The sequence below is a fragment of the Spirochaetota bacterium genome (genome assembly GCA_026414805.1).
Lineage (GTDB): Bacteria > Spirochaetota > UBA4802 > UBA4802 > UB4802 > UBA4802.
Map to the genome: position 1 here is coordinate 46,974 of JAOAIH010000001.1, position 25,750 is coordinate 72,723.

The 25,750-nt window shown below is 34.0% G+C and carries 23 protein-coding genes; 8 read left to right on the plus strand and 15 right to left on the minus strand.

Features of this window, described 5'->3' with window-relative positions; genetic code table 11:
- Position 1: 1 nt before the first annotated feature.
- Entirely contained in the window at positions 2-838 is an 837-nt protein-coding gene (locus tag N3F66_00215) for a hypothetical protein (GenBank protein ID MCX8122570.1), read from the minus strand.
- Between the two features lie 201 nt (positions 839-1,039).
- Between N3F66_00215 and N3F66_00220 the strand changes: the two genes are divergently transcribed.
- Both N3F66_00220 and N3F66_00225 read left to right on the plus strand, forming a co-directional pair.
- The gene (locus N3F66_00220; protein ID MCX8122571.1) at positions 1,040-2,011 is read left to right on the plus strand and encodes an LEA type 2 family protein; all 972 of its coding nucleotides are present in this window, start codon (positions 1,040-1,042) and stop codon (positions 2,009-2,011) included.
- Positions 2,012-2,171: 160 nt separating this feature from the next.
- Positions 2,172-3,242, plus strand: a complete 1,071-nt coding sequence (locus N3F66_00225; GenBank protein MCX8122572.1) for a mannose-1-phosphate guanylyltransferase — start codon at positions 2,172-2,174, stop codon at positions 3,240-3,242.
- Here N3F66_00225 and N3F66_00230 read toward each other — a convergent pair.
- Positions 3,223-3,957 carry a hypothetical protein gene (locus N3F66_00230; protein MCX8122573.1) on the minus strand — a complete coding sequence of 245 codons (735 nt, stop codon included), beginning with the start codon at positions 3,955-3,957 and terminating at the stop codon, positions 3,223-3,225. The two genes, N3F66_00225 and N3F66_00230, sit on opposite strands and share 20 nt — an antisense overlap.
- A gap of 82 nt (positions 3,958-4,039) precedes the next feature.
- On the opposite strand from N3F66_00230, the gene N3F66_00235 reads away from it, so the two are divergent.
- Complete coding sequence (locus tag N3F66_00235; protein ID MCX8122574.1) at positions 4,040-4,678, plus strand: DnaJ domain-containing protein; 639 nt, start codon at positions 4,040-4,042, stop codon at positions 4,676-4,678.
- Between the two features lie 2 nt (positions 4,679-4,680).
- Here the strand turns inward: N3F66_00235 and hisD are convergent, their stop codons facing one another.
- A complete protein-coding gene (gene hisD, locus N3F66_00240; GenBank protein MCX8122575.1) occupies positions 4,681-5,976 on the minus strand; it encodes a histidinol dehydrogenase in 1,296 nt (431 codons plus the stop codon).
- Positions 5,977-6,093: 117 nt separating this feature from the next.
- On the opposite strand from hisD, the gene N3F66_00245 reads away from it, so the two are divergent.
- Complete coding sequence (locus N3F66_00245) at positions 6,094-6,357, plus strand: DUF4168 domain-containing protein (GenBank protein MCX8122576.1); 264 nt, start codon at positions 6,094-6,096, stop codon at positions 6,355-6,357.
- Between the two features lie 2 nt (positions 6,358-6,359).
- On the opposite strand, the gene N3F66_00250 is transcribed toward N3F66_00245, so the two are convergent.
- Positions 6,360-7,181 (minus strand): amidohydrolase family protein, encoded by an 822-nt coding sequence (locus N3F66_00250; protein MCX8122577.1) that lies wholly within the window; start codon positions 7,179-7,181, stop codon positions 6,360-6,362.
- Between the two features lie 76 nt (positions 7,182-7,257).
- On the opposite strand from N3F66_00250, the gene N3F66_00255 reads away from it, so the two are divergent.
- Genes N3F66_00255 through N3F66_00265 form a run of 3 tightly spaced genes read left to right on the plus strand, consistent with a single transcriptional unit; the run spans position 7,258 to position 10,075 of the window.
- Positions 7,258-8,754 (plus strand): DUF115 domain-containing protein, encoded by a 1,497-nt coding sequence (locus N3F66_00255; protein ID MCX8122578.1) that lies wholly within the window; start codon positions 7,258-7,260, stop codon positions 8,752-8,754.
- On the plus strand, positions 8,751-9,341 hold the full coding sequence (gene coaE / locus N3F66_00260) for a dephospho-CoA kinase (protein ID MCX8122579.1): 591 nt from the start codon (positions 8,751-8,753) through the stop codon (positions 9,339-9,341). The genes N3F66_00255 and coaE overlap by 4 nt, the downstream gene beginning before the upstream one ends.
- Positions 9,308-10,075, plus strand: coding sequence for an SPOR domain-containing protein (locus tag N3F66_00265; GenBank protein MCX8122580.1), 768 nt, complete (start codon positions 9,308-9,310; stop codon positions 10,073-10,075). Before coaE ends, N3F66_00265 begins: the two co-directional genes overlap by 34 nt.
- 54 nt (positions 10,076-10,129) lie before the next feature.
- Here N3F66_00265 and gyrA read toward each other — a convergent pair whose 3' ends face one another.
- The 6 genes from gyrA to dnaA all read right to left on the minus strand — a co-directional run bounded on the left by gyrA (position 10,130) and on the right by dnaA (position 18,934).
- A complete protein-coding gene (gene gyrA, locus N3F66_00270) occupies positions 10,130-12,574 on the minus strand; it encodes a DNA gyrase subunit A (protein MCX8122581.1) in 2,445 nt (814 codons plus the stop codon).
- A 48-nt stretch (positions 12,575-12,622) separates the two neighbouring features.
- Positions 12,623-14,518 carry a DNA topoisomerase (ATP-hydrolyzing) subunit B gene (gene gyrB, locus N3F66_00275; GenBank protein MCX8122582.1) on the minus strand — a complete coding sequence of 632 codons (1,896 nt, stop codon included), beginning with the start codon at positions 14,516-14,518 and terminating at the stop codon, positions 12,623-12,625.
- A gap of 216 nt (positions 14,519-14,734) precedes the next feature.
- Positions 14,735-15,094: a DUF721 domain-containing protein gene (locus N3F66_00280; protein ID MCX8122583.1), complete on the minus strand. Its 360-nt coding sequence runs from the start codon at positions 15,092-15,094 to the stop codon at positions 14,735-14,737.
- Positions 15,094-16,191 (minus strand): DNA replication and repair protein RecF, encoded by a 1,098-nt coding sequence (gene recF, locus N3F66_00285; GenBank protein ID MCX8122584.1) that lies wholly within the window; start codon positions 16,189-16,191, stop codon positions 15,094-15,096. Before recF ends, N3F66_00280 begins: the two co-directional genes overlap by 1 nt.
- Before the next feature lie 17 nt (positions 16,192-16,208).
- Positions 16,209-17,330, minus strand: coding sequence for a DNA polymerase III subunit beta (gene dnaN, locus N3F66_00290; protein MCX8122585.1), 1,122 nt, complete (start codon positions 17,328-17,330; stop codon positions 16,209-16,211).
- Positions 17,331-17,590: 260 nt separating this feature from the next.
- Positions 17,591-18,934, minus strand: a complete 1,344-nt coding sequence (dnaA, locus tag N3F66_00295) for a chromosomal replication initiator protein DnaA (protein MCX8122586.1) — start codon at positions 18,932-18,934, stop codon at positions 17,591-17,593.
- Between the two features lie 327 nt (positions 18,935-19,261).
- Between dnaA and N3F66_00300 the strand changes: the two genes are divergently transcribed.
- Positions 19,262-19,519, plus strand: coding sequence for a transcriptional coactivator p15/PC4 family protein (locus N3F66_00300; protein ID MCX8122587.1), 258 nt, complete (start codon positions 19,262-19,264; stop codon positions 19,517-19,519).
- Here N3F66_00300 and N3F66_00305 read toward each other — a convergent pair.
- From N3F66_00305 to N3F66_00325, 5 genes are read right to left on the minus strand one after another with little or no spacing between them, the layout of a single operon-like run.
- Positions 19,500-20,960, minus strand: coding sequence for a hypothetical protein (locus tag N3F66_00305; protein MCX8122588.1), 1,461 nt, complete (start codon positions 20,958-20,960; stop codon positions 19,500-19,502). The genes N3F66_00300 and N3F66_00305 overlap by 20 nt on opposite strands.
- A gap of 25 nt (positions 20,961-20,985) precedes the next feature.
- On the minus strand, positions 20,986-22,149 hold the full coding sequence (locus N3F66_00310; protein MCX8122589.1) for a fused response regulator/phosphatase: 1,164 nt from the start codon (positions 22,147-22,149) through the stop codon (positions 20,986-20,988).
- 7 nt (positions 22,150-22,156) lie between these two features.
- Positions 22,157-24,337, minus strand: coding sequence for a diguanylate cyclase (locus N3F66_00315; GenBank protein MCX8122590.1), 2,181 nt, complete (start codon positions 24,335-24,337; stop codon positions 22,157-22,159).
- Between the two features lie 6 nt (positions 24,338-24,343).
- Positions 24,344-25,186, minus strand: coding sequence for an orotidine-5'-phosphate decarboxylase (gene pyrF / locus N3F66_00320; GenBank protein MCX8122591.1), 843 nt, complete (start codon positions 25,184-25,186; stop codon positions 24,344-24,346).
- Positions 25,187-25,723 (minus strand): O-acetyl-ADP-ribose deacetylase, encoded by a 537-nt coding sequence (locus tag N3F66_00325; protein MCX8122592.1) that lies wholly within the window; start codon positions 25,721-25,723, stop codon positions 25,187-25,189.
- Between the last annotated feature and the right edge of the window lie 27 nt (positions 25,724-25,750).

Sequence of the window (25,750 nt, forward strand, 5' to 3'; positions counted from 1 at the left end):
ACTATTCTTCCTCTTTCTCATATTCTGCATACTCCGGTAATTCACGCAATGAACTATTACTCCACACATCATCATAAAAAGAATAATTATCGATAAGACGGTAGTAACTATCAGCAAGAACTTTTAAAAGATAGTTTTTTTCATTTTGATCCTGAACTGATTCTAACTTTGCTTTCATATACGAATAAATATATGGCTCATTTTCAACTTTGATCTTTTCATCCAACTTCGTTTCAATATCTTTATTATTAAACGCAATATATGCCAGTACTGCATAGCGTTTAGCCTGTTTGGCTTTTTTTAATGCCTGAATATATTTATATAAACGCATTGAAAAAAGTGTCGTGCGATAGCTATCGGCCATTACCATATACATACGGGCTTGTTCATTATTCCTGTAACCTAAATTACAATAGTGTTTTGACAGATACTCATTTTTCATTATGGGCCCAGGGGAAACTGCATCTAAAAGTTTTTTACCCTCTTCAATTTCCCGATTCAATACCATTCTGTATAATGATATCAACAATTCCTGAGCTTTGCGAATGTTTTCATAGGAATCTTTAAACCTAAATTTCATATATAAAAATTTTGCAAACATATCATATACTATTGCTTTCCTGCAAATTGTCCTTTCTTCATCCTTTGCCACATTTGATACAGAAAAATTTATATAATAAAAGAAACGTTCATTATCTTTAAGTCCCTTTTCAGCCTTGCGCTGTTCACCTGCACTCTGGCTACTCTTTGTTCTTTGGGCAAAAACATCACTGCTGTTCATTGAAAAAAACATTAGCAATAATACAAAAAATATTGTTCTTGAGATACTATTCTTCATATTATAAAAACCTTACCATTTTTTTATACTATCCCTTCAAGGATGAAATAATTACATACTATCATACTTACAAATATACATTGATACTATCAATTGTTAGACTAAACATCCCTGTTATTTTATGATTGACTACAACAAGGTGTCTGATGTAGTACTTATATAAATGTTATGCATTGTATCATTATACCAGGGGATGTTATTATGAAAACTAGTAAAATTCTATTATCAGTATCGATTATTTCATTAATATTTTACACTACCTGCACCACATTTGATCCTTCAATGCTTCAAAAAAAACCTACTGTTACATATAAAAATTTTCAATTTAAGGAAATTACACTCAATGATATGACAGTGCTCTTGTCTCTGGAAGTCGAAAACCCTTATCCTGTAACATTATATGCAGAATCTATACAAAGTCAAATATATATTGATACTTTCTCTTTATTTTCCATCCAATCGAAAGATACACTTAAATTGCCAAAAAATTCTAAAACCGATAAAACATTTGCTGTTACCATTACCTATGAACAGCTTTTAAAAGCAGTAAAAGAATATCACACCAAAGATTCAATTACAATGACTGTCAAAGGCACCATTTCGTTTTCTTTACCGCCATCAATTCAAATTGTACAATCGATATCAGTTCCTTTCACAATAAAACAGGAAATACCAACAATTAAACCATCAATAGACATTGTTAATTTTAAAATCATACCACCAACACTTTCTGACTTAAAAAATATAGTAAAAAATGTTAATCCTTTAGAAATCCCAACTTTGTATACAGAAATCCAGAATTTCTGTCAGGGAAAGAGCATGCCCGAAAGTATATCAAAATTTGATATCCCATTATCCATTGCATTTGATATCATTATTAAAAATAAAACAAAGGCTATTCTTTCTGGAAAATCTATTAATTATAATTTCATACTACATGATAGCGAAATTGCTAAAGGACAGCCCACCATACAGAATACCGATGGGGTTTCAAAGATTAACTGCATGACTACCTTAAGTACTAAACATATAAGCAAAGGCTTTATGCAAGCTATAACACAGAAGAATATACAGTATTCAATGAAAGGTGATATGCTCTTCAATGCTACATTAAAAGGAACACAGATGCCGGTACCATTTGCCATTGAGCAGCAAGGCAATATAAAGTGGTAATACAGCATACAAGAAAAAGTGCACCAAAACACTTAAGACAGTTGTATATTGTTCATCATACATAAATAATAATTGACTCATTATTGGTGTGAATAAGTATTGTTTTACAAGTTTGTGATGTATAATAAGTTTTAATTAAGTTTTAATAAAGGAGTATCCCATGAACGTTATTCCTGTAATACTTGCTGGTGGTTCAGGTACACGACTCTGGCCACTGAGCAATGAAGCAAAACCAAAACAATTCCACAATATTACAGGCGAAGGCACTCTGCTTGAATTGACGATTAACAGACTGAAGCCACTAAATCCTGATTTTTGCCTTATAGTTACCTCTCGTATGTATGAAGATATGTCGTATGATGAGTTAAAGAAGACTGGGCTCAAAGGCAGCATAATTTCAGAGCCTATGCCACGAAATACAGCACCTGCGATTCTATATGCTGCAACCTATCTTTCTAAATTATACGATGATGCCATTATGCTCATATTGCCTGCTGATCACTACATTAAAAAAACAGATATATTCATAAGTATATTGAAAAAAGCTATTGCACATGCACATAACAATCATCTGGTAACTATTGGTATTACACCTACCTATCCTGAAACAGGCTATGGATACATTAAAGCCTATGATGACACTTCAGAAGTAAAACCAGTTGAAATGTTTGTGGAAAAGCCAAATCTGGAAACAGCAAAAAAATATCTACGTGAAGGGAATTATTTCTGGAACAGCGGCATATTTGTTTGGAAAATATCCGTTATTTTGGAATATTTCCAAAAACTCATGCCAAAATTATACCAGGCCTTTCAACCATTACGTGATTTGACTATAGAACAGCTTACCCAGAATGATGAACTCCCATGGGAAATCAAACGGAATGTATTTTCACAAATAGATCCAATCTCTATTGATTATGGAATAATGGAAAAGGCTGATCACCGTTATGTAATCCCTGGCGAATTTGGATGGGCCGACCTTGGAAGCTGGGCATCCATTGATGATGTCCTTGTGCCTGATAGCGATATGAACCGTTCGCCCTATCCCGAAAAGGTTATTTTTCATCTTTCTAAAAATTGCACGGCATTTCCACAACAACGTCTCATTGCAGTTGTTGGCCTCCACGATGTTGTAGTAGTTGATTCTGGTAAAGAAATTCTTGTTATGGACAAAAATGCATCTCAGGACTTAAGAGAGGTTGTTAGCCGCATTACAAATAACAACCGTTAATACGGGTTTGTATTTTCTTTAAAATTGCATCTCTTACAGAGTGATTGATGGACGAATTTTTATCAAGCGACAGTGCTCGCATGTGCATATAATATTCGGGCTCGCTGTAATAAAATACCGTGACATTACAATGATTGAAAAAATCAGCAATCATCATTAGTGACTCATTCACAACTGTTGCAATATTTTTATCAGGATCACTATATACCGAAGCTATCTTTTGACCCATAAATTCTTCAATTTGTTGAATAATCCATTTGAAGCTTACTGGATCAATGATTCCAATTGAATACGTATACCAATCGTAGGTATATGCAATTAATATTTTTTTTAAACGCTCATCCAATATTCGGTATGCTGAGCAGAAATAATTGTTACATATTTCATTACCAAATAAACTCAATTCTCTACTATCGTTTCCTTGATTAATTGCCGGATGCACCAGGCATCCTGGAATATTCTCCCCAATATATCCCATATAAGGGCACACATAGGTAGTATTGTCCCTGAATGTATATCGTATTTGCACCTCTTTAAAATCTTCAAAGCCATTGCAATGATTTGTTGGTTGCCTTTTTAATTTAGTTGTCAAGTATGATAAAAAGTGCGATAGCTCCTTAAAGGAGATATTTTTCAAATTAAAAAGACCGCAACATACACAACATCCCTTCCCATTACCAGGCTGGCATAGTGATATTTTATTGTTGTCATTCATATTAATCGCTTGCACATTGCTATTCATTTCAGTATTTTACTATCAAACATACACTACATTTATCATTATAGCAGCTGGGGATATGAAATATCGGGATAATCTCTATGAGATTTTAGAAATCTCTCCTCAATCAACAAAGGAAGAGATACGCAAAGCTTTTTGTACTAAAGTCAAAACCCTTCACCCAGATAGTACCGGGTTTAGTTCAGAACGATTTACTATAGAATTGCAAAAGATAATTGAAGCTTACCGAATCCTCATGGATGACAGGGAACGAGCACACTATGATGCCACATTTCTGAAATATGCATCAAAACCAGATAAGCATTACATACCCCAAAAACGCATCAGGTATTCTATTTCGCTTAAGGACTTATTGAAAAAAGAGTTTTTACCAAAAAAGATGCGCCGTAAGGACATTGTGCATGAATTTGACCACGATATTGAGATAGTCTGCACACAACAGGAAATAGCAAAAGGAGCAATTGCGTTGGTGCAGTTGCCTTCCAGAATACTGTGCCCCCTATGTAACGGGCAACACCGCGATTGCTACGTGTGTAACGGGATTGGACGGATATCAAGCGCTTCAACATTTGAAATTGCCCTGCCTGAAGATATTATTCATACAACAATACTCACCGTTGACTTACGGAAATACCGCCCTGACACTTTTACCGATTTAACCATTAAGTATTTACGGATAAAAGTAACAATTATATAATATTACTTAAACCTAATTCTCAATGAATCTCCATGCTTATCATCAAATCCTTCAACACTAGACATACGCGATACATGGTCCACTGCTTCTTTTAGTGCTGAAGGCGTCAGATACTGAAATGAGGTGCGGCGCATAAATGTTTCAACACCCAGCCCTGACGAAAATCGTGCAGCACCACCTGTAGGAAGCACATGATTGGTCCCTGAAAAATAATCACCTACTGCAACAGGTGCATATCCACCTAAAAATAGTGAGCCTACATTTTTAATTTTAGTTAAATATTGCAATGGGTTTTCCACCATAAGTTCCATATGTTCAGGCCCATAGTTATTTGAAAACTCTATTGCCTCTTCAATTGAAGATACAATAATAATGTGTGCATTGTGTAATGCCTTTTTCTTTATTTCATGCCTTCCTCTTCCTGAGTTTATATCTTCTTCGATATACTCATTCACTTTTTTCGCAAGCTTTTGTGATGTTGTTACTAAAATGGCTATTGCCATCTCCTCATGCTCTGCTTGTGATAACAAATCCCATGCTACCCAGTGAGGATGTGCACTGTCATCAGCAATAATTAATACCTCACTTGGTCCCGCAAGTGAATCAATCTGTATAATCCCCTGACTGAAAAGATATGCTTTTGCAGCAGTTACATAAATATTGCCTGGCCCAACAATAATCTCTGCTTTTGGAACGGATTGAGTACCATATGCAGCAGCAGCAATACCATGTGCCCCACCGGATTTGATTATTGTGGTAATACCAAGAATATGAGCCATTGCACCAATATACGGAGCTATCGAACCATCTTTTGATGGAGGTGTAATAATTGAAATATGTTTGCACCCTGCAATCTGTGCCGGGATTACACCCATTAACACCGACGAAGGATATGATGCTTTCCCCCCAGGCACATACACTGCAGCGCTTTCAATTGGCTGATACAGCATCCCCAGAGTAGTACCATCTTCCCGTGTATAAATGAACGAATCTCTTCTCTGGTGTAAATGGAATTCGTATATATTTTCTATAGCTTTTTCAAATGATTTAATCACAACCTTATCAGTATTGTTATATGCATTTACAATTTCCTTTTCTGTTGCACACACCTGGGTCAATTCAACCTTGTCAAATTGTCGTGTATATTCAATAACAGCAGCATCACCTTCATCTCTCACCTTTTGTATAATCGGGATAACCTTATTAACCATTATGCCCGTAAAATCCTGGCCAAAACGCTGAAACAACTTAGTACGGTCTTTTGCAGTCAAATCAGATAAATTCCTTATAGCTATCATATCCACCCCTTATAACAAAGTAATTACTATATTATTTCTTGACTTTATTATACTTTATTATTAATATTCATTAAAATATCACACACTGTACAGTAAAAAAATATTTCTGGAGGCACTATGTTCAGGTATATAGTAACAATAATGGTAGCGATAGCTCTTATTATAACTGGTTGCAAAAAAACTACAATAACACCAAAACTTTTTGTGACAATACAAAATGAGATTCTTGACAGTGATATGCAGCAATCAACCAAAGAATCCATCGTTGCAAAATATGGAATCACTTTGCAACAGTATGAAGAATATGAAAAAAAAGTTGAAAGCGACCCCGAATTAAAGGCACAAGTTGGAAAAGAACGCCTCAATATTATGAAAAAATAGCATTACTGTATACCAAGCAGTTGTATCACATTCTTATACAAAATATGATCTGCACTGTTGCCAAGATTTTCAAAATGTTGTGCATAGCGTGAATATCCAAGAAGCGGGTAGTCACTTCCAAAAATAATTTTTTCTTTACCACATACCTGTATGCTTATACTATATATATCCGGATGGTATAGAAACGGAGTAGCGGCAGTATCGTAATAAACATGTCGTAACGATTGTTTAACTTCAGGCATTAGTTCATAAAATAAAAGCCCACCCCCCCAATGTGAGCAGATAATCGGTATTTTAGAATATTGTGCAAGTAGCGCAAAAAGCTTTCGCATATCAGTATAATATTTTCCCGCATAGAAATGGCCAACTGGTTCATTTACATGTAGGCACACCGGTAATTTAACCTTCTCTGCTATTGCAAGAATTTGGCCACATAACAATTCCTCCTCTTCATTAAAGCCACTTACATAAAAAGCAACCTCACCAATGCCATACAATCCCATTTCCTTGATTAATGTTATCTGTTCATATATATCGCTCTCAAGAGCTATCGCTCCAAATGCATATACTTTTCCTTTATATTTCTGTTGCATCTTTACAAGGTACTCATTATGCTCAATTGCATATTCCTTTTTTTGCCAGGTAAAGCCCAGAGTCACTGATGCATCAACTGCATTATTATTCATTGATTCTAACAGCATTTCAGCATTAGCAATCTTTGCTTTGCCATAATACAGCAAAGAAAATTGCCTGTCATCGCAATACTTTTCCTTGTTGTGTACCATCTCATCGTTAAAAATATGTGTATGTGCATCAATTATCATAGTATATTCCTAATATGTTTGACATTATCATAATCTTTTTTACTATTCTATTACCTTTATTTGATATATGAATACTATGAATTCAATAGAATATTATTTAGAACCCTCAAAAGAGGGCTATCATACACTTCGAGTTAAAAGTGAAGACAACTCATTTAGATATATTCACAGCAAATATTACCCCAGCAAAGAATCATCATATTTACAGGATATTGTCAATCCTGAAAAATATGATGTGTGCATTATTTTAGGAATTGGTCTAGGGTATCATCTTGCATATTTACATCAGGTTATACATTTATTTAAGCAGATTATCTGTATAGATATTCATAATTATTTACCTAATGCCACTATATCACCTGAAATACAATCAATCATTGAAAACCCTTCTATACAATTGGTGTATGTTAATCATGACACCATTAGTATGTTACATGATGTAATAAAATTTAATTTTACTAAAGGCATCCAAGTCATTGAACATCCTGCTTCAATCAATGCGTTCCCATCACTATTTTCCTCTATAAAAAGGTCTTTACAGCAAATTATAGAAAAATCCGTCACAAACCATCTCACTTCATCCATGTTTGCCTATCGGTATATCAAAAATGCTTTAATAAACCTTTCACGTTTGCCAGAATGCTTTTCGGTACAGCAATGCAAAGATGTACATAAAGATAAGCCCTGCATCATCGTTGCTCCCGGTCCATCATTTGATGCAATTGCAGAGCATCTTGCCACGATGCAACATCATGTTATTATCATAGCAGTTGACTCTGCACTTAAAGCTTTGCATGCATATTCTATCATACCTGATTATATTGTTTCCATTGACCCACAGCCCGTTGTGTTTGCTCATTTTTTTTCCACACACACTAACTCATATATTATCTCAACGCCTACTGCACATCCGATGATTTTTTCTTCACCTGTTATTCTCTCACTAAACACACACCCTCTATGCCAGTTGATAGATGAACTATACCCTGACCATATTGGTTCTGTCGATAGCCGAACTGGAACAGTCCTTGGCGATGCAATTTCATTTGCACTCTTTGCAGGATGCAATCCTTTAGCTATAACTGGAGCCGACTTTTCATTTCCACGCTTTATCACTTATGCCCGTACAACAGAATACCAGTATCGTTATCAGTGCATGCATAGCCGTATAACCCCATTAGAAACAAAAAATATGGACTATATCATATATGCATCCCGACGTACTCTTACTCACAGCACATATTCAAGAAAAGTATTCATCCAGTACCGTAATGCTATAAATAACCTTCTGCCTAAAAATGTGCATATATTCCATTTACATCCACAATTACCCCTTGAAAACGCAAGGCCTCTTACAATCAAAAACTTTTTATCACTACCACAAGTCATACACCACAAAAAAGAAATTCCACTTCCACTACAAAAGCTATCTGGCACCATTAACATTCACACAGTATATGCAATGCTACAGGATGAAACTATCTTTTCATCTATTTTAGAAGCATCACATATTCGGTCTTTAATTGACATTCAGAAAATACATCATCTTTTACTCAAGGGGGCAAATCTATGAGAATAGGTGTAACCGGCATTTATGCATCTGGAAAAGGCACGGTGTGCTCCATGTTTGAACAATTAGGGGCGATAGTTATTGATACAGACATTATTGCCCGCCAAATTGTCACCCCTCCAAGTCCTGTGCTTGATACACTAGTAAAAACATTTGGAGATGATATACTCAATCAAGATGGGACACTAAACAGAAGGTATCTAGCTCAAAAGGTATTTACTTGTAAAAAAAATGTGGATATGCTCAATTCGATAACCCATCCTGCAATATTCCATGAAGTTATGCAAAGATCTAATAACAGCAATAGTATCTATATGATTAACACCCCTTTGCTGTTCGAAACAGAATTTTATAAATACATGGACAAAAATATCGTCGTAATTGCAAATACCGATCAGGTCATAAAAAGAGGTGTTATTCGTGATGGAATAAGTGAAGACGAAATAAAGGCACGTCTTAATTATCAAATTTCTCTTAAAGAAAAGATGCAATTAGCCGATTATATCATAGATAATTCTGGATCATTAGAAAATACTAAAAAGCAGGTTGAAGAATTATGGAAAACTTTGATTTCAATGAAAGACCAGTAACCAGGGAAAAAAATGTTTTTTTACTTCATCTTGATGTTCCCCGCATTATACTGATCTGTGCGGTATTAATCGGTATAATAGTAACAACCTTTCTTTTAGGAATGAATTTCAGCGAAAATAAAGTTGTTTCCCATAACGCTCTGGTAATGCCTGAAATCCCAGGTGATACACTGGCTCAGCTTGATAAGGGCATTGATATAACTAACAGTACCCAAAATCCAGATCTTCCATTAATAGACAATACTACTAAGATGGATATGACACCTAAAGTTGATGAACCAACCAAACTTGATATAAATCCCAAACAGGATATAGCAGATGCTACTATGTCTAAAAATAACCAATCTCAAACAGAGCAGGTTATTCATGATACTGTGCACAAAGAAAACATTGTAAAAAATGTCCCAAAAAAGAATGTTAAAGCCAAAGCAACTATAAAAAAGAATAAAGTAGTTGAAGTAGCAAAAACCGATGAAACACATTTAAAGCATATATCCCAGCGATCATGGTCTATACAGATAGCATCATATAATACATTAACAAAAGCTCAAAAAGAGGCAAAAAGCCTTCAGACAATGAAATATGATGCGTATGTCGATAAGGCGGATGTATCAGGAAAAACGTACTATCGTGTTAAAGTAGGTCCTATTTTGAAAGAAGACAAAGCTATTAGTATGCTACAGGAAATACAATCAATTGATAAATATAAAGAAAGCTATATTGTAAAAGAGTAAAAGCATAATAAAAAACCCGCTTTTAAGAAGCGGGTTTTTTTATTATGTTACTATTTACTCTTTATCTTCATATAAAACTGCAAAATCGGTTACCTCATCATCTTTATCAAGTTGCAACAACAGAACCCCGCCTGCTGTTCTTCCCTGATATGATATCTCTTTTGCTTTTAGCCTAATTGTCATTCCTTTTTTTGATGCAATAATGACTTCATCTTCAGGATGTACGGACCTGACACCTACTGCATACCCATTCTTTTCACTTATCTTAAGATATGCCATTCCTTTCCCACCTCTGCCCTTTGTAGCAAAGTGTGAATATTGTGTCTTCTTACCATACCCACGCGATGTTACCACACAAAGGTCAGAATCTGGTTTTACAACATCCATTGCAATTATCTGATCATCTGATGAAACTCTCATTCCAATTATACCAGAAGAATTTCTTCCCATAGCCCTCATCTTGGCAATATTTGTCCTAAGTAGCAGTCCATTTTTGGTTGCTATCACCACATCATCCTGTGATTTCACTACCTTCACATCAACGAGTTCATCATCTTTATGCAGATTAATTGCAATTATGCCACCTTTTTTTACATTGCTGAATTCTTCCAGCGCAGTCTTTTTCATTATACCATTACGCGTAACCATGCATAAAAAGTTTTCACTAAAATCATTTACTGAACAGATTGCTGTTATGGTTTCACCCGATGCAAGGTTGATGATGCCTTTTAATGATTTTCCTCGTGTATTCTTTGAAGCAATAGGTATCTCATATACCTTCATGCCAAATATTTTACCTTTATTTGACAACAATAACAGCGTATCATGAGTTGAGGCGATAGTCATCATGGTAATAAAATCTTCTTTTTTGGATGAAAGCCCAATGACACCCTTGCCACCACGGCGCTGTTTTTTGAATGTATCAGCAGATAGACGACGTATAAATCCATCATTAGTAATTGTAATGACCATGTCCTCTTCAGCAATCAAATCCTCAGCTTCAAAGCTTACTGATGTATCTTCATATACAATCTCTGTTCTTCTTTTATCTTGATATTTTTCTTTAATGGCAATAAGTTCATCTTTAACTAACGCATATATTCTTTTCTCGCTTTTTAAGATCGCTGTCAGTTCATCAATCAGTTTCAACAATTCTTTTAACTCATCAATAACTTTCTTCACTTCAAGACTTGTTAACCGTTGCAATCTCATATCAAGGATTGCTTTGGATTGAATTTCAGAGAGCTTAAAACGCTTGATAAGCCTTTCATTAGCCTCTTCAACGGTCTTTGAACCTCTGATTATTGCTATCACCTCATCAATATTATCAAGTGCTATTTTTAACCCTTCAAGGATATGTGCCCTTTCTTTTGCTTTTGCTAATTCATACTGAGTTCTGCGAGTAACAACTATTTTCCTGTGGCTAATATAGTGAGCTATAAGCCCCTTTAAATCTAAAAGCTTAGGTTGATTATTGACCAGGGCTAATAAATTTATGCCAAAGGATGTTTGCAACTGTGTATGCTTATAAAGCTGATTAATAATAATGTTTGTGACTGCATCTTTTCTACATCCAATAACTATTCTTAACCCATTTCGGTCTGATTCATCACGTAACTCATTAATACCTTCAATTACCTTATTGTTGACCAGCTCTGCAATTTTGGCTATTAATGCAGCTTTATTGACTTGATAGGGCAATTCGGTCACTACTATGAGTGATTTGTTCTTTTGCTCTTCAATATGGAGCTTGCCTCTGACAACAATACTGCCTTTTCCTTTTGCATAGGCCTTTATCATTTCTTCTGAGGCAACAATAATGCCACCTGTTGGGAAATCCGGCCCTTTTACAAATTTCATCAACTGCTTCACAGTGGCATCAGGATTATCAATCATGTATACTATTGCATCAATCACCTCAGAAAGATTGTGAGGGGGAATATTTGTGGCCATGCCAACTGCAATACCTGATGAGCCATTAACCAGAAGGTTTGGAAACGCAGCTGGAAGAACAACCGGCTCTTTTCTTGTTTCATCAAAGTTAGAAACAAAATCTACCGTATCTTTATCAATATCTTTGAGCAGTTCCTGCGCAAGTGCCGAAAGGCGTGCTTCGGTATATCGGTATGCAGCAGGTGGATCACCATCAATTGAACCAAAGTTTCCCTGCCCATCAATTAATGGCAGTCGCATAGAAAAGTCCTGAGCCATTCTGACTAGTGTATCATACACCGCCGCATCACCATGCGGGTGATAGTTACCTATAACCTCACCAACTATCTTTGCTGACTTTACATAGGGCCTATCACTTCGCCATGCACGCTCATTCATTGCATGAAGAATTCGTCTGTGTACAGGCTTTAATCCATCACGTACATCCGGAAGTGCTCGCCCTACAATGACGCTCATCGCATAATCCAGGTATGAGCGTTTCATCGATTCTTCAATTTCAATATTATAAACTCTTTTTTCTTTTGGGTTATCCTGTTTCTTAGTCACTGCCTGTTACCTTTTTTCAAAAAAATTAAATTATATACAATCTGTATTTTATAAATCTAGGTTCTCTACCATATGAGCATTCTCTTCTATAAATTTTCTTCTGGGTTCCACTGCATCACCCATCAATATAGAAAACACCTCATCTGCCTCAACCTCATCTTCCAGTGTCACCTGTAATAAGGTTCTTTTCTCTGGATCCATCGTTGTTTCCCACAACTGTTCGGGATTCATCTCACCTAAACCCTTATATCTTTGAATGGTTACTTTAGACTTATCTAATGTTTTAAGAATTGCATCCCGTTCTTCGTCACTATATGCATAATACTGTTCCTTGCCCAACTTAATATTATATAATGGTGGTTGAGCAATATACAGATAACCATTGGTAATAATCTCAGGCATATATCTAAAAAAGAAAGTTAACAGCAACGTTCTAATATGCGAACCATCAACATCTGCATCTGTCATGATAATAATTTTGTGGTACCTACACTTTGTGATATCAAATTCATTTTCGCCAATTCCTGTTCCCAGTGCAGTGATGATGGTTTTAATTTCATCATTGGAAAGAATTTTGTCCAAGCGAGATTTTTCCACATTAAGTATTTTACCTTTTAAAGGCAAAATAGCCTGGAATCTTCTGTCCCTGCCCTGCTTTGCTGAACCTCCTGCAGAATCGCCCTCAACAAGATACAGCTCGCATAGTGCTGGATCACGCTCGCTACAATCTGCAAGTTTACCTGGTAGCGAATCATTTTCAAGTGCATTTTTCCTTCGTGTCAGGTCACGTGCTTTTTTGGCTGCAATACGAGCACGAGCAGTATCTATACATTTTTCTAAAATTTTCCGTACTATCTGAGGATTCTCTTCAAAAAACTGCGTCAGGTGTTCGTTGGTAATTGATTCAACAATTCCTTTAACCTCACTGTTCCCCAATTTCATTTTAGTCTGGCCCTCAAACTGAGGATTTGGAATCTTAACACTTACTATGGCTACTAGACCTTCCCTAACATCATCTCCAGAAAGCTGGGAAATTTTTTTATCATACCCTTCCCGTTTTAAAAAATCATTCAATACTCGAGTCAATGCAGATTTAAATCCTATTAGATGAGTTCCGCCTTCTTTTGTATGAATATTATTGGCATAGCAAAATACTGTTTCTGTATATGCATCGATATAATCTAGAGCTATTTCTACATCAACATTATTGCGGCTATCATGAAAATATATAACTTTTTTAGTGATGGAAGTTTTATTTTCAGTTAAGCTCTGAACAAAAGAAACAATTCCACCTTTATAATAAAATGTGTGTTCTTTACCTTTACCTCTTAAATCTTTTAAAGTGATTTTTATACCACTATTAAGAAATGCAAGTTCCCTCATACGTTTTGACAGGGTTTCAAAGTGAAATTCAGTTTCCTCAAATATTTCACCATCCGGCTTAAAAAGCACTCGTGTTCCTGTTTTCTTTGTTTCACCTATATCCTTAACCTTATCTGTAGGGACACCTCGCTTGTAGCTTTGAAAATAACGCCTGCCATCCCTGTACACTTCCACTTCCATATATTCAGAGAGAGCATTCACAACAGAAATACCCACACCATGTAAACCACCCGATACTTTGTATGCTTGATTATCAAATTTTCCTCCAGAATGTAATTTGGTAAGAACTATCTCCAATGCTGATGTCTTGTACACAGGATGAATATCAACAGGAATGCCACGTCCATTATCTATAACTTCAATTGAGTTATCTTTGTTAATTGTAACATTGATAGTATCGCAAAACCCTGCAAGTGCTTCATCAATTGAGTTATCAACTACCTCATATACTAGATGATGAAGCCCATTAATATCAGTTGAACCTATATACATTGCCGGCCGCTTTCGAACGGCATCCAATCCTTCCAAAACCTGAATTTTATCAGCTCTGTAACTTGTCATACCTTTTTACTCCATATTACATCATTTATATATCCATAACGTTTAATTACAGTGTATGAACTTACCTTTGTCGTTATTATACTATGCATACATACTGCCATTGTTTTATCTTCTTTTCCTATTTTTTCTATAAAGCATGCATTAATTTCAGGTGACTTTTTCACAGTCTCACAATTTAAAATTGCAATAAGGTACTTGTCAGAAATACTCTTTCTATCACCGATGTGAATAAACATCGCTGCTTTTCCTTGATGGATTTTTTTTGACAGTGCACTTTAAAGAATGTATTGCAATTGAACTAGATAATTCAGATAACCGTTTAATAATCATAGATTGCGATAAAGTAATTTCATTTGCATATATAGGATGATCTACAATAATATACAATATGTGATTAGCTATTTTCAAAGGAAAACTATGAGTTGCAATAATATCTCCAACTACATTTTTCCATAAATCCCGTATATGCTCCAGAACAAATCCCTGGGATAATCCAATCTCTGAAGCAACATCCTTCATAATCTGACCACATGCAATAATTCGGGAATACCTTTTTTCATTATATCTAAACTTCATTATCCACACACTCTATTATCTACAACCTTTATATGCTTATAATTTTCTATAAAATTTATATCATTACTGCTTGCGCACGTAATGATAATCTGATTATTTCCCTCTAAAAGTTTGTGTACTAATTTTTTCCGTCTGCCATCATCCAATTCTGATAATACATCATCAAGAAGTATGACGGATTTTGTTTTTTTAACATCATATATTACATTAACTTCAGCAAGCCTCATTGCAATTGATGCTAACCTCCTTTGGCCAGTTGATGTATAATACTTAAAAATTAAATTTTCTCTTCCATATATTACGTAAGAATCCCGATGTGGACCGGCGGTTGTGGTTCCAACCTTCATATCAATATCTCTTCTTTTAATTAATTCATTCTTAATATTTAAAGGGTCTTTGTTACTCAATGATGAAAAATATCTTACTTCTAAATTGTCATTTAATCCTGAAAGCTCTTTATACAACTCATTAAAATAGTTATTAAATTGCTCAATATACTGCTTCCTTTTCACTATTAAAACACTGGCACAATCAGAATACATTGAATCCCAAATGTCAAGCTGTTTAATTATGTCTCTTTTAAATGAACTTTCTTTTAATAGATGATTGCGATTTCTTAATATTTTTTTGAATGAAGTGAGTAATTCAATATATTCCTTATCAACATTTGATATAAGCCTATCAAAATACCTGCGAATAACATCTGGAGGACCACTTATTATTGCTGTATCATCAGGGAAAAAAGCAACTATATTAAATTTACCATAAAAATCAGATAATTTCTTTATTTCTTTTCCATCTATCTTTACTTTTTTTTCAGATTGCTCCTCTGTAATACTAGCACCTACCTCAATATTTGAAATATCAGCATTATTGACATTTACTGATATATAGTATTCTTTTTTGCCCCACTGAACAATATCCTTATCAGTACAATTTCTGAAAGATTTTATATTTGAAGCTATATATATGGCTTCAAGTATATTAGTCTTACCCGAGCCATTATCACCTGAAACTACATTTATTCCAGGTGAAAAGATAATAGCTTCATTTGTATAATTTCTAAATGTCTTTAGAACTAATTTATGTATATACATTATGGGCAGTATATATTTTACATTGAGCGTATCTGTATTGGCATTATAACTGAGCGGAAATTGATATCATCTTCGGGATATATTAATACTGGACTCATAACTCCTGTTATACACATTACAACTGAAAAAGAATCTATCTCCTTTAATAAATCCAGTAAAAACTGTACATTAATCCCTATTGTTATTGATTCTTTACTATCCGATTCAATAGACACTTCCTCCTGCCCTTCACCCTGATCGGGGTAACTTGCTTCAATGTTTAGTGAATTCTGTGAAAATTTCAGCAATATCCTCCACGAAGGTTCATTTGTAAAAATTTTGATTCTATTGAGCGCTTCTCTTAATTTTTTTACTTCAATTACTGATTTTAATAAATAATCTTTAGGAATTACCTGTTTATAATCCGGAAACTGACCATCAATGAGTCTGGATACTAACACTGTTGGTCCTATTTTTACAAAACACCTACTATCATCAAAAGCTAAAAGACATACACCCTTATCATCTAAAAGCCGTAAAAGCTCGTTAACTGTTTTAAGAGGTAATATAAAACCTTTTTTCATCAAATCATTACCAGCAATATCTCTTTTGATCATAGATAAGCGTCGTGAATCGGTTGCAACAACAGTAATCGACTTTTCATCTTCTGATACAATATATACACCATTAAATATAGGTTTTACTGTATCGTGAGCAGCAGCATGTACAGTTTTGCTTATCATTTCTTTGAATATTTTTTGTTCTATTTCTATTGCATTTTTAAAATCACATTCTGTGATAGAAGGGTACTCTTCTGCAGAAGATCCAACCAGTACATATTGCCCTTTTACCAATCCTGATTTTGATGAAATTGATATATTTGTGTTATTTACTTCAAGTATTATCACCCCATCAGGAAACTCTTTTAATAAACCCACCAGACGTTTCCCATTTATTGTAAAGGAACATGTACCATCCGAAATAACATCCAACTGTGTTTTAATACCTATCTCATTATCTGTTCCAGTAATTGTAAGATTATCACCATTCACATTAAAAAGACATTGCGTGAGTATTGTATTAATACTTTTTGCACTCACAACAGAATCCGCTATTGTTGTTGCTTTGATCATTTGAATTTTGTCTACTTCAATTCTCATTGTTCACACCACCATTTCTTTTATTACTATTTATATTTTAAACTTATTTTAAATAAGTGTTAGTAATAGTGATAGTATTTTTGTTGATAACTGTAAAAAATCCTGAACTTTTCAGCATTTGGAAAAAATTTACTTTGTTAATAATAATCAAAACAATCATTGTAAATTATTTAAAACCCATCTCTGCAACGTATAGATGTTAGATATAATAAAAAAAATTTATAACTATACATACTTTTAAACAATTTACTAACACAATATTAACTTCGCAATTCGGAGATTAGTTCATCTATGACTTCTTTAAAATCCATATCTTCTTCTATGGATTTTTCTATGTTATTAATAGCATTGAGTACAGTTGAGTGATCTCTGTCACCAAACTCTTTTCCTATCTCGATTGTTGTTAGTTCTGTTAATCTACGAGAAAGATACATTGCAATAAAACGTGGCTGCACTACTTTACTTTGTCTGTTTTTTGAAATGATATCTTCAACAGTAACTCCAAATTTAGAAGCCACTTTTACCATAATATCGTGTACGGTAATCTTTTTGTTACTGTCAACATCAAATAGATCTTTGCAATGATCTTTTGCTAATTGAACAGTTATAGGCTGATTATATATACTTGACACCATGCTAAGCCTGACCAATGCAGCTTCAAGCGCACGTATACTTGATTTTATCCTACGAGCTATATAGTTGCATACTTCATCGGAGAGCTCAATGTTTATTTTCTCTGCTTTATTTCGCAGAATTGCCTCTCGGGTTTCTAAGTTTGGAAGCTGGATATCAACAATCATTCCCCACTCAAATCGGGTTCTAAGCCTCTCTTCAAGTGTTGAAAGCTCTTTTGGAGGCCTATCACTGGAAATTACAATTTGTTTTTTATTATTATGTAGTGTATTAAAAGTATGGAAAAACTCTTCTTGAGTTTGCTCTTTCTTTTCAATAAACTGAATATCATCTATCAACAGGATATCCACATTCCTGTATTTAATCTTAAAGCTTGATAAGGTATTAGCTCTTATTGCCTGTATAAATTCGTTAATGAATTGCTCGCAAGGAACATACAATACGTTAAGGTATGGCCGTTCTTGAATAATCCTATGACCTATGGCCTGCATAAGGTGAGTTTTACCTAGTCCAGTGCCCCCATAAATAAACAAAGGATTATATTGTGTTGCAGGAGCTTTTGAAACAGATATTGCAGCTGCATGTGCCAACTGGTTGTTAGGACCAATGACAAAATTTTCAAAAGTATAGTTTGGATTTAATATAGTAGGAAATTGTAATGTCTCTTTTTGATCTTCATTTGGAACTAGTATAGGAGAATTTTTTGGCTGTTCCTTAAAGCCATTACCAGTAACAAACTCACACATTATTTCTTTGCCTGTTTGTTCCTTAATGATGGAGTGAATTAGTGAGGCATAATGGTCAGAAATATGCCGTTTTGCTACATCATCTGGAACTTTAACAACTAGGATATTTTCATTATATGCCACTGGTTCCGTATTTTTGAACCACATATTGAAAGATTGTTTATTAATATATGTTTCAACCGAATTTAATACCTTATTCCAGATAGTTACTGTTTGATCTGTCATATTAATAACCCACCTAGTTATCAACAATTGTTAATAACTTTGTTGATATCGTAATATACGTTTAGCATGTAATGAAAAGGTTAGTAGCTCAAATCTTTTGGTGTTGATAGTATGTTGAATTGGCTCTAATAAAGCATGATTACTTTTTTTTGCAACCAATTAATACATAAAAATTATCGGGACAATAAAAAATTTTTTAATTATGGATAATATGAGTATAAATGATTAAAATCTGTGAATATTATGTGGATAAATAGAAATATATAGTTGAAAAATATGATTTTATGTGTATTATTTGTTAATAATCTATACTAAAAGGTGTAAGCCATGGGTGTAATAATTAAAGACATAAAGAAAAATAATAATGAAATTATAAGGGTTGAAATTTCTGAATTCCAGGGAAAAGAACTAATTAATTTAAGAATATGGTATCAGACAATCGATGGTGGAGAAGTTGTGTATAAGCCAACACAAAAAGGTGTTGCACTTTCGGTTGAAAAATTTGATGAATTACAGGAAGCGGTCACAAAAATAGCTGAGTATTTACATGATAAAAAACATGGAACTACTCCACATGATGTATAGTTTCGTGATAATACAACTTAATAATTGATTGTATTAGTAAGTATTGTGATTTTTTTATCTGCATCTCATCATGTAGTAAATTGGGGTTTAGTACACCATTAATCATATCCATAATGCAATATTGTGCTCCTATGGGTAGCTTCTGAGTACAATTGTGAACAAGCTTTTTTGGTAGTTGTTTAAATGCTGTTGCAAGGGTAAACCATCCAAGTTCAAATAGTAAATAATATATACTATCAGAATTAATGTATTTAGGATATAATTTGTGAAATGGCATAGAATATAATTTATTTATTTGTGACATGTGTGAAAGATAAAGTTGTATTAGAGAATATTGTGCTTCCATTGTGTCCATATAATTAAATTTATTTTTAAAATATGAATGTATACTTTGTAATCTTCTTGAAGAGATGTACAGCGATAGTTTTTGTAATAGGAATGTGTGGTTGGAAAAAGCTGAAGCGATAGTACTATCAGTACAATGTGATAATATAGTGTACAACAATCCTGAATTTTCTATTTCATTAAACCAGGTTTCAAAATTTTTTTTCTGAAATGTGGACAGTATTGTTATAAAGTGCAGAATCTTATTAATTTTGTCTATAAAATTGCCATACTTAAAGTATTGTTTACTTCTCAGTTTTAAATAGAGAATCTCTTCAAAAGCATATATCCCTTCAATCAAATCCCGGGTCTTGATATTTTTAACTACTTGTCCAACATGCATTATATCTGATATAAGATTGCTGGAAATGTTATATTTGATTTTTAATGCATGTTGAGGAAAAGCACGTGTTAATAGATACAGATGATAAGGAGTGAGTACATTTTCGTTCAATAAGAAATAAATTAGTTTTTGTAACTCATTGTCTTCCATTCTTTCAAGAATAATTTCAAGAGAAGGGAAAAGGTTATAGGGATCTCTAAAAAACTGCAAAAATTGTAATTCAATATCATTGATCAAACCTTGCTTTGTTAAGTCATTAGCTTTTATTCTAAAAAGCTTAAAAAATTCTAAAGGGACATAGATTGTGAAAGAATGTACATCATTATTTGTAGGATCATCATGAAAAGAAGCGGTAATGGAAACATGTGGAATTTTCAAAGATGCGTTTTCAGATGGTACTTCATCAGAAAAAGTTACTTTTAATATTTTTTTTGTAACCATGCTTACTCGTAATGCTATGCTAAAGGTGTTGTTATGAATATATTCCTTTATTGCTAGGAAAATATTGTTATTATCAGTGGTGATAGTTATTGGATAATGTTTTGAAGACACTTTATGAAATGAAATACTGATATTATATTTTTGTAATTGTATGTATTCTTCCTGCCATGGGGTTAAAGCAAATATATTACAGTTGCATACCCTTGCTATTGAAACATCGATATCCTGAAACAGAATCAAGAAAAGTAGATGCGAAGCTGTGTTATAAAACATTTCGTGTTTTAGCTTATTGTAAAATTTATGAAAAATCTATATACACAAAAGCGATATCATCATTCCTCTCCTCCAGTGGGGAGAAGTTTTCAAGAGTTTGTAAAAGATGTTCACAAAATTCTTCCGGGTTTTCATTGTGTTGTTTTAAGAATTTTGCTAATCTATTTTCTCCAAATTCTTCTTTATTGGCATTTTTAATTTCAGTTATGCCATCTGTATAAAGTATGCACCTGTCACCCTGTTCAAAGTGGATGGTCTTTTGCTCATAGAGTGAATCATCCTGAATACCTAAAAATAACCCGTTTGTGTCAAGGGCAATAACTTTGTCTGAATTTTTTCTATAGTACAATGGTCGTGTATGTCCAGCATTTGTGAAAGAAATGGTTTTTTTATCAACATCAATAAGCATGTAAAATGCAGTAATATATTGCATATCTAACAATAATCCACGCATTTCTTCATTGATTTTTGCCATTAGTTGCTGAGTGTTTGTTATCTCATACGCATAGATATTGAATGTCATCTTTGCCATACTCATGACAAGAGCTGCAGGGATCCCGTGTCCAGTAACATCGGCAATGAGAATACCAACTTTTGAATCAGAGATTTTATAGCAATCAAAAAGATCTCCACCAATATCAGCAATAGGGAGGTATCGTCCGCTGATAGATGGATATGATATGAATGAAAAATCTTTAGGAATGATGAATTGTTGGAGTCGTTTTGCATATTCAAGTTCTTTTTGAATTAATTGATTCTTTTCATAGAGTTCATCATGAGCATTTTTTAATCTCAGTAAAGACTGTACCCGTGCTATCAATTCTTTTGGGTTAAGTGGTTTTAACAAAAAATCATCAGCGCCAATCGTTAATCCTTTAATCTTTGAATTAAGATCATCAAGGCCCGTCATAAGAATGACAGGAATAAATTCGTTCCCTATATATTTTTTGAATTGTTCAAGAAAACCAAAACCATCTAAATTTGGCATCACAATATCAACCAGTATTAAATCAAAGTGTCTCAATTTTAAGGCATTAAGACCTTCTATGCCATCTGATGCTTCAAAAACATTAATGTTGTAGGTTGATAAAGTATTTTTTACAATTGCCCTGTTTAATTTACTATCATCAATAACCAATATATTTTTTGGTGTTTCTGATGAATGAAATGATTGTAATATCATAATCATTAATCCTTCATACTGTTTTTGATGCCGCAGAGAAAAGTGAAAATTGTTGTTCAATATATGGACCAGAGGAATACGCTATATAAATATCTTTGATTATGCGATATTCTTCATCCTTTAGAATATTTGGAGCATATAACGGAAGATTAATTTGATCACAGAATAATCGCAACCCGTTTATAATTTTTATTCTATCTTTAAAATAATGGATGTTTCGGATCATATGTTCGGAAAGTATCACCATAGAGAATTCAATTGTAGAAAGGTATTGCAACAAGTTGCTTCCAATATAGCAATTTGAAACTGCAAATTCAATACATGAATTGTTTTTTAAAGATAATCTCTCAAATTGGGTACTAAATGAATTCAAGTCTATTTCATCAATAGCTAAGATAACTTTTTTGAGTGAAAGTTTGGTGCAAATAGTATGCAGTGTTTCAATTTGTAATGATAGATCAATTGCAGAAATCCAGTTAATAATGACAGGTAATTGTATATGATGTGCTATCATAATTTCAGACAATGACGAAATAAATTGCATATAATGGTTAGCGGCTGTTATCGCATTTTTTGTCATAATATCAAAAAAGTTTTTTGCTGAAACAAGTTGCTTGCTTAATACATGATACATCGTTTTTTTAAAGCTTGTTGTATACACCGGCATAAAAAAGAGATAATCGCTGATTTCTTTTTTGGAATGAATTGCGTGTAAAAATGAAGTCACTATGTTTGCTTCATTTGGAAGTGATAATAGTGGGGCAAAATATGATTTAATTGACTTAATTTCTTGTAGTATTTTTCTGGCACGGTTTTTGTGAAATGGGACAACTCCATGAGCATAGTGAATATCAATATGATGATGTATGGATTGCAATGAAATATCCAGAACAATTTCTTTACATAATTTATTAAATTCAGAAATGTTGGTTTTTAATGTTGAAGGAAATGGAAAAAGAATTGCTATTTCATAATCATAAAGATCCGCAACGGTTACATATCGTTCATAGGGAAAATGTATTTCACAAATCTTAGGGATCAGTAGAGCAATATTCTCTATATCGTATTCAAAATTTTTGTATCCCCTGTATTGGTAAAAATCAATAAGTGGCATAATTTTTATAATTAACACGCCAATCGCGTCTATTGATGTTTCAAAAGATAGCAGATTTTCAAGGACAACTGGAAGATAATGGTAGCCTGTCACAGGTTCATGAAGGAATGGGTCAATGAATATATTTTTAATTGCTTTATTTGTTTTAATGTATTCCCAGAATTTATCATTTCTGGACATGATAGGGCTGAAAGTGTATACACGATTCCTTCCATCAGTTTTTGCTGAATATAAAGCTTGGTCAGCACGTGATAGCAATTCTGACAGATTGGTACCCATAGAGGGATACTCTGAAATGCCTGCAGAAAAGCTTACTGAAAATGTTTTATCGGGAGTGTTGGTTTTGAAGCTGATACTTGAAAATTGAAGCCTGATGCGGTCTATAATTTTTTTTGCTTCATTTGACTGAAGCCCTGGGAATATGACTACAAATTCTTCACCGCCAAAGCGGGCAGGAGTAAAGTTATTTGATTGCAGTGATTTTAGCATATTAGCTAACTGAATCAGCACAATATCTCCAATTGGATGACCATAAGTATCGTTGATATTTTTAAAATGGTCAATATCAATAATAGCTATACAGACACAGCTATGGATGTGACTTTCAATCTCAAATGAAAAGCGACGAAAAAATTCTTTTCTAGTAAAAAGGCCAGTGAGGTCATCAGTGACTGACAGCAGATAAAGCTCATCATGCTGTACTAATTTTGCATGGACTAAAGAGTGTAACTCTTCATTTTTAAAGGGTACAGCTAGATACCCATCTGCTCCTGCATCAATTGCTGAGATTCTGTCATGTATCTCGTTATTTTGGCCAAAGACAATACAGGGAACATAACGGGTTATTGAATTTTTCTTAATTAGGCTCACAAGTTCAAATGCATTAATGTCGGCAATGTCAGTACCAATTAATATGATATGGGGCAATTTATATGATATAAGGCTCAGTACTTCCATGCCGCTTTTTGTAATTGTTATCGTATATAGCGAATCTGAAAAAACCCTTGTGATGGTGCTAATAGAATCTTCATCTTTAGATACGATAAAAATCTGATAATTTTTTTCAATGCCCGGTGTCATTATTCGTTAATATCCCAACGTTTCATTTAATATTTTTAAAGACTCTACTGCTGCACTGGCATAATCCAGCAAGCTATACTGCGGCTCCTTATATGCATAATTTATACTGCTAGAAGCATTTACACGATGAAGGCTTTTAGTACGGGTATTATTTAATAATGCACTAACTGCTTCAATATCTCCTCCCTGTGTACCAATACCGGGTATGAGCAATGGGATGTCTTTCCCTGATTCATCAAACAATTGTATAATGTCGTTGAGTTGTCGTGGGAATGTTGCGCCAACAACAGCTCCAATACCGGGAGAATGCCACTCAATAATTTTTTTTGCAATTATAAAATATAATGGTGTATCATTAACAGTAATATCCTGTATTTCTACCGAACTTTTGTTGGATGTTTTAACAAGAACATAACAACCCTTATCCGGGTAAGTGCTTGTAAATGGTTGAATTGCGTCATATCCAAGGTAGGGCGAAAGTGTGACAGCGTCAGCATCAAAGAATTCAAATGCTTCTTTTGCATACGCTGTTGCGGTTTTGCCAATGTCTCCTCGTTTTACATCCAGTATAACAGGAATCCCTTCATTTTTAAAAAGCTTTATGACATCACATAATGCAAAAATTCCTTCAATGCCATACTGTGCATAAAAAGCATAATTTGGTTTTACACAGGCAGGGAAAACCCCAAGCTGCAAACATTTGTTAAGTATTCCTTCATAAAATGCAACTATCGTTGTACGTGGAGATTCTTTTTTAAAAGGTATATCTTCAATAACAGGGTCAAGGCCCATACATACAATGCTTTTAAATTTGTTGGAAAAAAATTGTAACGATTCGCAATAGTTCATTTAAGAGAGCTCCTGTAAATATTTTTGGTATAATCCATAGTTCTCATCATCAAAAAGGACAAAGTACACATCTATAAGAAAATTTTCTTTTTCCATGAATTCAATCACTGTTGAAAGAGCTATCCTGCATGCTTCATCTTTTGGATAGCCATATACACCTGTAGAAATAGCTGGAAATGCAATTGATTTGCATTCTTTTTCTTTTGCTAATTTCATACTGTTATAATAGGAATTCTTTAATATACTAGACTCATTGTGCTTTCCTCCTCTGTATACTGGGCCAGGCGTATGGATCACATATTTTGCCGGGAGTCTGTAGCCTTTAGTGATCTTGGCTTCGCCAGGCTGTGCGCCACCTAAAGCCCTGCATTCCTCCAAAAGCTGTGGACCTGCGGCACGGTGTATTGCACCATCAACACCCCCGCCGCCAAGCAAAGAGGGGTTTGCCGCATTGACTATCGCATCAACCTCTATTTTAGTTATATCCCCTTTCTGTATGTGTATGTGTTTCACAATAGCGCTTCTGTCTATTGCCATAGGTGCCTCCCGACTATGCTATAGAGT